Origin of the sequence: Marinitoga sp. 1155, assembly GCF_001021175.1 — a bacterium.
In the GTDB taxonomy this organism is placed as follows: domain Bacteria; phylum Thermotogota; class Thermotogae; order Petrotogales; family Petrotogaceae; genus Marinitoga.
Genome location: NZ_AZAX01000029.1, coordinates 24,809 through 37,197 on the forward strand (window position 1 = coordinate 24,809; position 12,389 = coordinate 37,197).

Sequence of the window (12,389 nt, forward strand, 5' to 3'; positions counted from 1 at the left end):
GCTTTTATTTTCTACTACCTGGCTTATACAATTCTATACCCTCTTTACACATTGGACATTCATTCTCATTATAAGTTTTAGCTTTTACATTTACTAATGTTTCTAATGTGTGATCATTTAATTTATTTTTTTCACTTCTATTGACTATACATCCAATTCCAATAATATTTGGTTCGTATTTTTTTAATGACTCAATAACTTCAAATGTAGATTTTCCGGTAGTTATTACATCTTCAATTATAATAATTTTTTTATTTTTTTCTATATAAAAATTTCTTCTTAATTCCATTTTTCCATCTTTATTTCTTTCTGTGAATAAAAAAGGTATATTAAACGCTCTGGCAACTTCATATCCTATTATAATGCCACCAAGAGCAGGCGAAACAATATAATCTGGTTTTTCCATAAATTTTTTTGATAATTCTATACCAAGAATTTCAGCATATTCTGGAAATTTTAATATCTGAGCACATTGTATATATATATCCGAATGAAGACCTGAGGATAACAAAAAATGCCCATTTAAAATAGCATTTGTTTCTTTTAAAAGTTTTAATATATCCATTCCTTTACCTCCATTTATTAATTTTTTCATTAAATTCTATTGTTTTAACTTTGGGGTTTTCATCAAAAATTATAGCTCTTGATATGTTAATTACTATATTCTCATATCCGTTTAAATTTTCAAATAATTCTTTGATATTGCCACCTTGAGTACCTATTCCCGGAATTAAAAATAACATATTTTCTGATATTGAAATAATATTTTTTATATATTCTGAATTAGTTGCGCCAACAACTATACCTATTCTATTTAAATATTCTTTATTTAATTCATTCATTTTTTTTGTTATTTTCAAATATAATTCATCTGAAATTTCAAAATCATATGCCCCTTTATTTGAAGTTAACGCAAGTGAAAAAATATGTGAATTTTCATATTCCAAATATGGTTCTAATGTATCTATTCCCATTAACGGGTTTATTGTTAATGAATCAACTTTTAATCTTTTAAAGTAATATTCTGCATATGCTTTTGCTGTATTCCCAATATCCCCTCTTTTAGCATCCAATATAATTGGTATTTCTGGATCATTTTTTATATAATTTATTGTTTTTTCCAGAATTTCCATTCCAATTGGACCTAATTTTTCATAAAACGCTATATTTATTTTATATCCACATATTAAATCATGCGTTTGATCAATAATTTTTTTATTAAATTCTAAAATGTCTCCTTTTATCCTTTTTTCATCGCTATCCAATCCAACAAATAATACAGAATTTATTTTTTTTCTTCTTTCTATATATTTTTTATACATAATATCCCTCCAGAGCGCAAGATAATATTTCCTCATATTTTTTTTCTTTAAAATACTCTTCTAATTTATCAATTATCTTTGTAGGTATTTCTGGATTGCTCATTACTCCAGAACCTATTCCAACCAAATTAGCACCTGCCATAATAAATTCTATCGCATCTTTATAATCAAATACTCCTCCCATTCCAATAATTGGCAAATTTTTAAACTTTCTTTTTATTCTAAATATAGTCGCAAGAGCTATTGGTTTTATAGCTGGGCCACTAAATCCTCCAACCCCTCTCTTTAATACTGGTTTTTTGTTTTCTATTGATATTTTCATTCCCTTTGGTGAGTTTATCAATGTTACACCATCAGCTCCACCTTTTATTGCAGAATATACTAATTCTTCCAAAAATGTTTCCACACCAAATTTTACAAACAACGGTTTTTTTGATATTTTTTTTGCTTCTTTTAAGAGATCAAAAATCGCTATTTCATCTGTTCCTAATGGGATTCCACTTTTTCCAACATTTGGACAGGATAAATTTAACTCAAAAAATGCTGCCTTTGAATTATTTAATTTTTCTATTAATTCAAGATAATCCTTTTTGTTATTTCCGCCAATACTGAGTATTATATTTGTATTTAATTTGTTTAAAAATGGCAAATCATATTTCATGAAATCTTCTATTCCAGGGTTCTGAAGTCCTATTGAATTTATTATTCCAGATTTAACATTTACAATTCTTGGTGGTGGGTTACCTTCTCTCTTTTCAGGCGTTACCGTTTTCGCGGTAAATCCTCCTAACTTATTTAAATTTATATATTCCGATAATTCTTTTCCGTTACCTCCTGGTCCAGAGGCAATAATAATTGGATTTTTGAAATTAACACCACATATTTTTACCATTCAAGTTGCACCTCACTTAAATCAAAAATCGGCCCATCTTTACATATCATCTTTATTCCATTTTTCGTTCTTATTGGACAGCCCTTACACATACCAATTCCACATGCCATTCTCGCTTCTAAAGATGCGTATATTCTATTATTTTTAAATTCATTTTGTGTAGCTTTAATCATATCTAAACCACCACAAATCAATAAATAATCTTTATTTGTAATATTCAACTGCTTAGCATATTCAAGCATATTTATATTTTTCTCTTCATCTATGTGCAACCCTTCTAAATCAATTATTTTTTTTATTTCATTTGTTGAAAAACCATATATTTTACCCTTTACAAATTCTGGATATTTCTCTGAAAAATGTATAAGTGGTGCTGAACCGCAGTCTCCTCCAAGTAATACATATTTTTTATTTTTTTCTATTTTTTCTATAAATGGAGTTCCATAAGGGCCTCTTATTTCTATTTCATCATTTGTTTTTAAATTCTTTATTCTTGAAGTCATTTCACCAACTACAGCTATTAAAAATTTTATTATATTATTTTCCTGATATATTACTGAAAACGGCTTTGAAAAATCAAAACATTCTGGCTTTATCATTACAAATTGACCTGGTTCTATATCTATTCTTTTTTCTGTTTCTACTGTTAACAATATATAATTTTCTGTATTCCTATTTTCTTTTATTATAGCTTTCATTAAAATCCCCTTTCATTATATTTAATTTTCCCATCAATCATTGTCAATAATACTTTTCCATATAATTGTTTATAGGGCATATTTTTACCTTTTGAATATATTATTTTATCCCATTCTTCTTTTGGATTAAAAATAACTAAATCTGCTGAATAGCCTTCTTTTATGTCCCCAATTTTTGATAATTTAAAAATTTTCGAAGGGTTATAAGTTGTTTTTTCTATTAAATATTTGAAATCTATTTTATGTTTTTTTGAAAGAGTATAAATAGCAGGTAAAAAGATGTCTAATCCTGATATTCCATTAGGCGCGTTTTCATAATCTTTATTCTTTTCCTTTAATGTATGTGGGGCATGATCACTTACAATAATATCAATATAATCAAGATTATTTATCAAATATTTTTGAGTATCTTTGTCTGGTAATGGAGGATTTATTTTTTTTAATGTATTGTTTTTCTCCTTTTCTAACAAAAGATGATGAAAGGTTATTTCACAACTTACTTTTAAATCTTCTATTTTTGCATACTTTATTAAATCAAGTGTATTTGATGTTGATATGTGAGCAATATGAACATGAGAATTAGAAAACTTTGATAATTCTATATCTCTTGCAACCATCAATGATTCAAATATCTCTTTTCCCAAAAATCTCTTGTCTTCACAATGATTTATTATAATTCCATTAAATTCTTTTGTAATTTGCAAAGCTTTTAACATTATTTCATCATCCCAAACTGGATCACCATCGTCTGAGAAAAATCTATATCCATATTTACTAAATTTTTTTAAATCATTTATTATTTTTCCTTCTCTTTTTTTTGTAATTGCAGGAATAGGAATAATTTTTGAAAGATTTGTTTTTTGACTTTTTTCTTCTATATATTGAAGGCTTTCCAAATTATCAAGAGATGGTTTTGTGTTAGGCATTACACCTAATGTTGTAACTCCTCCATGAATTGCTGCTTTAAGACCTGTCTCTATAGTTTCTTTATATTCAAAACCGGGATCTCTTAAATGTGTATGCATATCTATTATTCCTGGTATAATTACGTATCCATTTGCATCAATTACTTTAGTTACTTTAGCTTTCTTTTGATTTTTTGTAATTTCAATTATTTTTCCATTTTCTATATATATATTAAATCTTCCATTTGTAGAATGTGATATTATTTCAGCATTTTTTATCATAATACTCATATTATCACCTATTATATAAATTTTTAATACATAAACGTTTTAATATATGAATGTTTTAATGTTAAATATCCCATATTTCATTATAATCGTGTGGTGTCTCACAATATTCGCATATCAATTGTCCTTTTTCATCTTTTATGAATGAACCTTTAACATTTTCACCATAAATAGGATTTGTTATACAATTTTCATTTTTACATCTTAATTCTTCAAATCCATATACTTTTGGTGGTAGTTTTATTCTATATTTTTCTATTACCCTTGAATTTTTTATTATATTAACAGTTATATTAGGCGAAATAGCTGATAATTTTTTAATCTCTTTTTTGGTTAAATACCTATCAGGAAGACTTATATATCCTTTAAAATTTCCATCTTCTGATTTGAAAATTCCATCTGCACTATCTATATCAAAGAATTTCATTATTTTTCTTATTTTCATAATTGTTAAATAAATCTCTTCAGGTCTTTTCCCTTTTGCAATATGATCTATAACAGTTCCATTTTCAATTGGTTTAATACCTCTTTTTCCTTCTTTTTGAACTCCTTTATTTCCATTTTTCACTTCCGCATTTACTATGAATTTTTCATCATCTATTTTTGGTTCATCATGCATTTCCGTTTTTACAGAAGTGTTAAAATCCGCTTTTAACGCACCACCAAACATTGATAATAATATAATTCTTGTCCAATATCCATTAATAGCTTGTTTTTCCCAACCATTTAAAGGTAATTTATCAAGAAAGGTAGGAATTGTGGGGTGTATTTTGTGTCTTGGAAGAGGATGATAAAACTTTACCTGTTGAGGAAGTAGAGATAGAAAGTCTTTTCTGAAAGTAACTGAATTTCTTAATATAAATTCTTTTTCTAAAATATCTTCACCCATTCTTTCTAATTGAAGTCTGGTAAAATACCATATATCTGCAATATCCTTCTGTTTTAAATATTTTTCTATAGATTCAAATATTCTAACTTCAAAGCCGTTGTTCTTCATTTTTTCTATATAATGAAAAGGCATTGAAATTTCTTCTGGTGCAATTAAATCTACTTTAACACTTTTAAAAATTTTCAAACCATTGATTTTTGAGTGGACAGTTCTTCCATGAAGCAAATCACCAACAAGGGCTATATGGATAAAAGAGTTATCAAAATTCTTTTTTTCAAGGAAAGTAAATTCATCAAGGAGTTCCTGTGTAGGGTGTTCGTGTTTACCATCTCCAGCATTAATAAAAGAAGGAATAGGAAGGTTATTTCTGAGAGCAAATTGAGAAACGGATCTTTCAAGTAATCTACACGTACCTTCTAATTTTGTTCTAACAATGAAAATCGAATAATCACTATAGCCAGTTAGCATATTAAATGTATCAACATAACTTTCTTTTTTATTAAAAGAGGAATGATTTGAATCGAAGATTGTAACTCTAGCTTTTTTGTGGAATTTTGCAGCATTGATGAAGGATTCTTTGGTTCTTGTGCTTGGTTCAATAAAGACAATATAAATACCGACATTTTTGTTAATCATAAATTCAGATAAATCTTCCTTGTTAAGCCATTTTTGTTTTAAACGATAGGTTTGATTATACAAAAAAAGTTGCTCATCAACTGTAAAGTCATTTATAACCGCAAGGGACCTTCCAAGAAAATCATTTTTTAACACCACTGAATTTTCCAATTTACCCACCTCCCAAATTTTTATTCTCACAAATCATACACAAAAAAATTAAAAAAATCAATTAATATAACGTAACAGCAAAATTAACATTTTGCTGTTTAAATTTATTTTAGTGTGTCCAATTAGTAAAGCAAGCGAAAACTCGCAGATTGTCCGAAAAAATAGCGAATGTAGCTGGTCAATTTTGCACGGATGCAAAATTGAGTGAAGCCGAACATGGACGTGAGTCTGATACGACCGGCGAGAATGAGCTATTTTTGAGGATTAACAATCAAGGTTTGAGCGACTTTACTTTTTGGACATCGTAATTTATTTAAAATGTATTAAAAAGTCAAATTCACTAAAACATCTCGATTGCTTATCCTACAACCCGCGGTAGCGTGTGTATTGCAAAGCAAATATTTAATTTCATGTAAGGTAAACTGTAAACTTAGTTCCAACCTGCCATTTTGATTCGAAATCTATTTTATATCCAGCTAACTCACATAAATATTTCACAATGGATAAACCAAGTCCGGAACCTCTGGCATACTTCTTTGCATCATATCCTCTATAAAATCTTTCAAATATTCTATCCTTCTCATTATCTCTTATTCCGATACCATTATCTTCAACAACTATTTTTTCTTTATTTATTATAATTTTTACTGTTGAATTTTCATGTGAATATTTTATGGCATTTGAAGTTAAATTTCTTAAAATTGTGTATATTACAAAAGAATCACCTTTTAAATAATCCACATTAGATATAAAATCTATTTTTATTTTTTTATTCGTTATTTTATTTTCAAGATCACTTATAACATCACTGAAAATTTTTCCGGGATCAAATATATCATATTTTAGCACATAACTACCAAATTCTGCCATGGATAATAATGTAAGTTGGTCCAGTATTCTTTCTATTTTATTTAAGGATTCTTTTACTTTAGATATGTTTTTTTTCAAATTAACTTCTTTTATAAAATCATCGAGTATATAAATATTCCCTTTTGCAACAGATAAAGGTGTTCTTATTTCATGGGATAAAGAAGTTATAAAATCTGCTTTGACTTTTTTTAAAAGTTCCTGTTCAGTTCTATCTTTTAATATGAGAACCTGTTCTTTTGAAAAATATTTAATAGAAAGAAATTTGCTTTTTCCATGGAAAAAATATACTGTTGAATTAATATTAAAATCCTTTGAATTAATAATAGATTTTATAAATTCATCTATTTCATTAAATGTCATTATATTTATAATATCGCTATTTTCATTAAATCCATAATCTTTAGCTTTCATATTAGCACGTTTTACTTTAATTTTATCCAAAATTATATAAGCCTCATCAATATAATCCAATGTTTGAAATTCCATGTTTTCTCCCCTAATCTGTAACTTTTTTATTAAATTTATAACCCATATTTCTAATAGTTTTTATCCAGTTTTTGCCTATTTTAGAGCGTATCATACTAATGTGAACATCAACAACACGATCCGTAATGTATTCATTGTCATACCATATACTTTCTATAATCTCATTTCTCGAAAATATTTTATTATTGTTTTTAGCTAATAAATATAATATTTCAAATTCTTTTGCTGTTAAATCAATAATCTTACCTTTGTATTTCACAGTATAATTATTAGAATAGATTTCCAGATCTTCAAATTGTAATTTTTCATCTTCATTTTTTAACCGCTTCAATAACGCTCTAACTCTTGCAACAACTTCTCTGGGATTGAATGGCTTTGTAATATAATCATCAGCTCCGCTTTCAATTCCAAAAATTTTATCTCTATCTGTATTTTTTGCAGAAATTATTATAATTCCTGTATTTTTATTTTTTGATCTGATATAAGGTAATATATCAACTGAATCACCATCCGGTAACATTATATCAAGTAATATAATATCAACCTTATTAGAATTTAAAAATTTAGTCATTTTATTTATCGAATCAACTTCAAATATTTCATATCTTTCTATTTCAAGATAGGTTTTTAATATATCCTTAATATCAGGATCATCCTCAACAATAAGAATAGATGACATATTTTCACCCCCAAATTATAAAAAATTGGTTATTTTTTCTCCTTTTTCAATATACACTATCTCTTCACAAAGGTTCGTCACCTGATCTGAAACTCTTTCAATATCCCTTGCAATCAATGCATAAGGTATAATAGATTTTTCATCTATTATATCTTTTTTAAAATCTATCAATATATCTTTTCTTATCTGAATTTCCAATTCATCTATTATATTATCTTTTTTCCAAATTTCTATGGCAAGTTCTGTATTTCTTTCATTAAAAGCTTTAAAAACTTCTTTCAACATTTCAAGTGATAACCCTATCATCTTCATCATATCTTCATTTAAAGAGGCTCTTATTCCATTATCTTTAAAATAAAAAACCTTTTGAGCAATATTACAGGATAAATCACCAATTCTTTCAAGATTATTTGAAAATTTAATCATAGTAATAATATATCTCAATTCTTTTGCTAATGGATTATAACGGGCAATGATCTGATAAACTTCATCTTCAATTTTTCTATTTATATCATCAATCTTATCATCAAGATTTATAACCTGTTTAGCTTTTGATTCATTATTGCTTTCTAAAGCTTCAATTGCTATATTAAATGAATCCAGAACTAAAGATAACATTTTTGATATATCTGCTTTTAATACTAAAATTTCATTTTCAAAGTGATGTACATTTTGCATTTATATAACCTCCATTATCCTATTCTTCCATTTAAGTAATCTTCTGTTAATTCATTTTTAGGTGATTTTATTATTTCAGAAGTTAATCCTCCTTCAATCAATTCACCCTGATACATAAAATACAAATAATCAGATATTCTTACTGCCTGGGCCAGATTATGAGTAACAATAATAATTGTATAATTTTCAGATAATTCTTCAAGTAATCTTTCTATTCTTTGAGTAGCAATTGGATCCAGAGCTGAGGTTGGTTCGTCTAATAATATAACTTCAGGATCAACTGCAATAGCTCTTGCAATACATAATCTCTGTTGCTGACCACCAGAAAGTTCATAAGCCGATTTATACAATTCATCCTTTACTTCATCCCATAAAGCTGCTTTTTTTAGAGAATTTTCAACTATTTCTTCAATTTTATTTTTATTTTTCATACCGTGAATTTTTAATCCAAAAGCAATATTCTCAAAAATTGACATTGGAAATGGAACTGGTTTTTGAAATACCATACCAACCCTTTTTCTATATATAGTAATATCTAAACTTTTATCATATATATTGGTGTCTTCAAACAATATTTCTCCTGAAATACGGTAATCTGAAATATTATCATTCATTCTATTTATACTTCTTAATAATGTAGACTTTCCACATCCAGACGGTCCTATAATTGCACTTATTCTATTCCTTTTAAATTTTATATTAATATCTTTCAAAGCTTGTTTATTTCCATACCATGCGTTAAAGTTCTTTACCTCTATTATATCATCTTTTTTTATAATAACATTATTCATCCATTTTCCTCCTTATTCTAAATGCAATAGAATAAATTATTAAAATTATCATCATTAACAATGAAGCTGTACCTTTTGCCATCCATTGCGCACTTTCGCCATATACCATAGCTATATTGTAAATATGTGTGGGTAATGTCATTACCGGATCCTTTAAAGATTTTGGCAAATGAGTTGAATAAAATACCGCTGCAGTTAAAAGCACTGGAGCTGTTTCTCCCATAACTCTTCCTGCACCAATCAAAACAGCAGTTATAATTCTTGATTTTGCTGCAGGTACTACAACTTTATAAATAACTTCAGTTTTTTTCGCTCCTAATGCATAAGCCGACTCCCTTAATGCATTTGAAACTCCGTTTAACGCTTCTCTTGTGGCAGAAGATATAATTGGCAATGCCATAACAGATAATGTTAATGCTCCAGATAAAAGTGATGTTTTGAAACCCAAAGTAATTGAAAACAAAGCTAAACCAAACAAACCAAACACAATTGAAGGTACGCCAGATAAAGATGTTATAGCTATATCTAATAATCTTCCAAATTTATTATTTCCATATTCAGATAAAAAAATACCAGTTAAAACACCTATTGGAACAGAAATTAGAAGTGTTAAAAATAAAAGTAAAAAAGTTCCTAAAATCGCAGGAAATATTCCACCATCTGTCATCATATTTTTTGGAGATTCAAGAAAAAAAGATACAGAAAAATATTTAATCCCATCAAATATTACAAATAAAAATATAAAGACTATTGTAAAAAATACTAAATAACTTAAAAACCTAAATATATAGGAAAATACTAAATCTTTCTTCATTTTTTCAGTCTCCTTGAATAACTTTTATTAAAATTTTTTAATTGAAATTCTTTTAGATATTAATGTTAATAAAAATGATATACTGAGCAAAACTAAGCCAGAAACAAATAAAGCTGAATAATGCAAACTACCTATTTCAACTTCTCCCATTTCACTTGCTATTGCAGCTGTTAATGGCCTTATAGGGTCAAGTAATGAAGTTGGTAACATATTTGCACCTCCAGCTGCCATTAAAACAACAATAGTTTCACCTATAATTCTATTAATAGTTAAAATAGCTGCATTTAAAATCCCAGAAATGGCTGCTCTTGATACAATTTTAAAACCAGCAGTAAATTTTGTTGAACCAAGTGCGAGAGCACTTTCTTTTAATTCAATATCAATAGAATCTAATGCTTCCTGCATCAAAGAAGCAGAATACGGCAAAGATAATATTGTAAGACCTATAGCAGCAAGCAACATATTCTCAGGTGACCATGCTCCTATTTCAAACATCCACGGGGAGATATAAATAATTAAAAACATACCAATAATTACAGATGGAACACCAGATAATAAATCTATGGACGATTTTATCATTCTCTTTTCAAATGGTGTTGCATATTCATACATAAAAAAAGCAACTATATATCCAAGGGGCAAAACAATCAAAGAAGTAAAAACTGTTAAAATAATAGAATCAAAAAGCATTGTAAGAATTCCATATGCTGCATCTTCAGAAGTTGGATACCAATCAAAAGTGGTAAAAATTTCCACACCAGCCTCTTTCAATGCTGGTATGGATTCTTTGATTATGAATATAAAAATTGATATTAAAGCAATTATACCTATAGTTGCAGTTAACTTTATCAAAATAGAATTCATTCTATTTTTAAATTCTCGCATTTGAACACTCCTTTTTTATCACCATTTTTACCAATAATTTTAAAAACCATATGCTGCAATATATCCTGCTTTCTCAGCTAATTCCTGACCTTTTTTTGATAATCCAAAGGTTATGTATTCTTTTATAACTCCACTTTCAGGCCATCCATTAGTTACATCAATAAACATATATAATGGTCTTGAAATAGGATACTTTGCATTTAAAATATTCAATTTAGTCGGATGTATATTTTCAACTGTTAAAACTTTTACAGAATTTGTCACATATCCAACGCCAACATATGCAATAGCATAAGGATTTCTGGAAACTTGTTCAATTTCAAATTGTGTAGACTCAACCATTTTTACTGTTGGGGCCATTCGTTCTTTGTTTAAAACCTTTTTTTCAAAAGTCTCATATGTACCGGAAGCTGTATTTCTTGAATAAATAACAATTCTTTTCTTTGGCAAATTTGGATTCACCTGATTCCATGTTCTGATTTTACCTGTATAAATATTTTTTAATGTTTCTAAAGAAATATTATCTATTTTTAATTTCGGATTAACAATTATTGCAATTCCATCATAGGCAATAACAATAGGAGCAAAATATTTATTTTCTTCATTCATTTTTTTTATTTCTTTTTCTTTTAAAAACCTGCTTGCATTTGCAATATCTGTTGTCCCATTAAATAAAGCTGCAATTCCAGTTGAAGATCCGGCTCCCTCAAGAGTTATTTCTAAATCTGGTTTAGCTTTTTTAAGCTCTTCTATCCACAATTGAGCAATAGGAAAAATAGTATTAGAACCTTTAATAATCAACTTTGTTGAAAAAGAAATAACTACAAAACTTATTAATAATACAACTAAAAATACCTTTTTCATAATTTAACCTCCCATTTTGATTTTTATTCCTTAATGCATCTAAATTGTATATTCTAATTTTTTTCTTAATATTTATCCATATTAAGAAATGTTAAAGAAAAAAATCACAAAATTTGAGGATTTTTACTTTTGGAGTAATATGCAACCAACAAAAAACTCCAGCTTTTGCTGGAGTTATATTTTTGATGGACTTTCAAAATCTGTTTTTATAAACCAAATGTGTAATTTTATTCCATTTTCTTCTTCTGTTATATATTCAAAATCTTTTATTGTATCTGAATATATTATTAACCATCCCTCTTTTAGCCCTTTTCTTTTTATATATTCTTTTATTTGTTTTTTACTTTTTTCATAATCATTTCCTGTTATATTTGCTTTTATTTCTATTAAATATTCTTTGTTATGTATGTTTATTAATAAGTCTATCCTTCCTCCGCCAACATGTGTTTCTGGATATACTTTTCCATCTGCTGCTTCTACATATAATCCAAGAAATTGATCAAGATTGTATTGATATACTCCTTCATAATAGTTCCTGCCTT

General features: G+C 27.3%; 13 protein-coding genes and 1 pseudogene. All 14 read right to left on the minus strand.

Going from position 1 to position 12,389, the window contains the following annotated elements; genetic code table 11:
• Positions 1-4: 4 nt before the first annotated feature.
• A complete protein-coding gene (pyrE, locus tag X274_RS08940) occupies positions 5-565 on the minus strand; it encodes an orotate phosphoribosyltransferase (RefSeq protein ID WP_047266495.1) in 561 nt (186 codons plus the stop codon).
• Positions 566-569: 4 nt separating this feature from the next.
• Positions 570-1,322, minus strand: a complete 753-nt coding sequence (gene pyrF / locus X274_RS08945) for an orotidine-5'-phosphate decarboxylase (RefSeq protein ID WP_047266496.1) — start codon at positions 1,320-1,322, stop codon at positions 570-572.
• On the minus strand, positions 1,315-2,214 hold the full coding sequence (locus tag X274_RS08950) for a dihydroorotate dehydrogenase (protein WP_047266497.1): 900 nt from the start codon (positions 2,212-2,214) through the stop codon (positions 1,315-1,317). Before X274_RS08950 ends, pyrF begins: the two co-directional genes overlap by 8 nt.
• Positions 2,208-2,912, minus strand: a complete 705-nt coding sequence (locus X274_RS08955) for an iron-sulfur cluster-binding protein (protein ID WP_047266498.1) — start codon at positions 2,910-2,912, stop codon at positions 2,208-2,210. Before X274_RS08955 ends, X274_RS08950 begins: the two co-directional genes overlap by 7 nt.
• Positions 2,912-4,108 carry a dihydroorotase gene (locus X274_RS08960; RefSeq protein WP_047266499.1) on the minus strand — a complete coding sequence of 399 codons (1,197 nt, stop codon included), beginning with the start codon at positions 4,106-4,108 and terminating at the stop codon, positions 2,912-2,914. Before X274_RS08960 ends, X274_RS08955 begins: the two co-directional genes overlap by 1 nt.
• Positions 4,109-4,169: 61 nt before the next feature.
• Positions 4,170-5,780: a bifunctional aspartate carbamoyltransferase catalytic subunit/aspartate carbamoyltransferase regulatory subunit gene (locus X274_RS08965; protein WP_197073347.1), complete on the minus strand. Its 1,611-nt coding sequence runs from the start codon at positions 5,778-5,780 to the stop codon at positions 4,170-4,172.
• Between the two features lie 408 nt (positions 5,781-6,188).
• Positions 6,189-7,136: a sensor histidine kinase gene (locus tag X274_RS08970; protein ID WP_047266500.1), complete on the minus strand. Its 948-nt coding sequence runs from the start codon at positions 7,134-7,136 to the stop codon at positions 6,189-6,191.
• Between the two features lie 10 nt (positions 7,137-7,146).
• Positions 7,147-7,815: a response regulator transcription factor gene (locus tag X274_RS08975; protein WP_047266501.1), complete on the minus strand. Its 669-nt coding sequence runs from the start codon at positions 7,813-7,815 to the stop codon at positions 7,147-7,149.
• 15 nt (positions 7,816-7,830) lie between these two features.
• Entirely contained in the window at positions 7,831-8,493 is a 663-nt protein-coding gene (gene phoU / locus X274_RS08980) for a phosphate signaling complex protein PhoU (protein ID WP_047266502.1), read from the minus strand.
• A 14-nt stretch (positions 8,494-8,507) separates the two neighbouring features.
• A complete protein-coding gene (pstB, locus tag X274_RS08985; protein WP_047266503.1) occupies positions 8,508-9,284 on the minus strand; it encodes a phosphate ABC transporter ATP-binding protein PstB in 777 nt (258 codons plus the stop codon).
• Positions 9,277-10,098, minus strand: coding sequence for a phosphate ABC transporter permease PstA (pstA, locus tag X274_RS08990; protein WP_047266504.1), 822 nt, complete (start codon positions 10,096-10,098; stop codon positions 9,277-9,279). Before pstA ends, pstB begins: the two co-directional genes overlap by 8 nt.
• Before the next feature lie 27 nt (positions 10,099-10,125).
• Positions 10,126-10,983 carry a PstC family ABC transporter permease gene (locus X274_RS08995; RefSeq protein ID WP_047266505.1) on the minus strand — a complete coding sequence of 286 codons (858 nt, stop codon included), beginning with the start codon at positions 10,981-10,983 and terminating at the stop codon, positions 10,126-10,128.
• Between the two features lie 39 nt (positions 10,984-11,022).
• Positions 11,023-11,847 (minus strand): phosphate ABC transporter substrate-binding protein PstS family protein, encoded by an 825-nt coding sequence (locus tag X274_RS09000; RefSeq protein WP_047266506.1) that lies wholly within the window; start codon positions 11,845-11,847, stop codon positions 11,023-11,025.
• Between the two features lie 174 nt (positions 11,848-12,021).
• A pseudogene (locus tag X274_RS09005) lies at positions 12,022-12,389 on the minus strand (PD-(D/E)XK nuclease domain-containing protein); the annotation flags it as partial.

What these genes read in the sequence shown, in the direction of transcription:
- pyrE (WP_047266495.1), bottom strand. Translation starts at nt 565, where the DNA reads ATGGATATATTAAAACTTTTAAAAGAAACAAATGCTATTTTAAATGGG.
- pyrF (WP_047266496.1), bottom strand. Translation starts at nt 1,322, where the DNA reads ATGTATAAAAAATATATAGAAAGAAGAAAAAAAATAAATTCTGTATTA.
- X274_RS08950 (WP_047266497.1), bottom strand. Translation starts at nt 2,214, where the DNA reads ATGGTAAAAATATGTGGTGTTAATTTCAAAAATCCAATTATTATTGCC.
- X274_RS08955 (WP_047266498.1), bottom strand. Translation starts at nt 2,912, where the DNA reads ATGAAAGCTATAATAAAAGAAAATAGGAATACAGAAAATTATATATTG.
- X274_RS08960 (WP_047266499.1), bottom strand. Translation starts at nt 4,108, where the DNA reads ATGAGTATTATGATAAAAAATGCTGAAATAATATCACATTCTACAAAT.
- X274_RS08970 (WP_047266500.1), bottom strand. Translation starts at nt 7,136, where the DNA reads ATGGAATTTCAAACATTGGATTATATTGATGAGGCTTATATAATTTTG.
- X274_RS08975 (WP_047266501.1), bottom strand. Translation starts at nt 7,815, where the DNA reads ATGTCATCTATTCTTATTGTTGAGGATGATCCTGATATTAAGGATATA.
- phoU (WP_047266502.1), bottom strand. Translation starts at nt 8,493, where the DNA reads ATGCAAAATGTACATCACTTTGAAAATGAAATTTTAGTATTAAAAGCA.
- pstB (WP_047266503.1), bottom strand. Translation starts at nt 9,284, where the DNA reads ATGAATAATGTTATTATAAAAAAAGATGATATAATAGAGGTAAAGAAC.
- pstA (WP_047266504.1), bottom strand. Translation starts at nt 10,098, where the DNA reads ATGAAGAAAGATTTAGTATTTTCCTATATATTTAGGTTTTTAAGTTAT.
- X274_RS08995 (WP_047266505.1), bottom strand. Translation starts at nt 10,983, where the DNA reads ATGCGAGAATTTAAAAATAGAATGAATTCTATTTTGATAAAGTTAACT.
- X274_RS09000 (WP_047266506.1), bottom strand. Translation starts at nt 11,847, where the DNA reads ATGAAAAAGGTATTTTTAGTTGTATTATTAATAAGTTTTGTAGTTATT.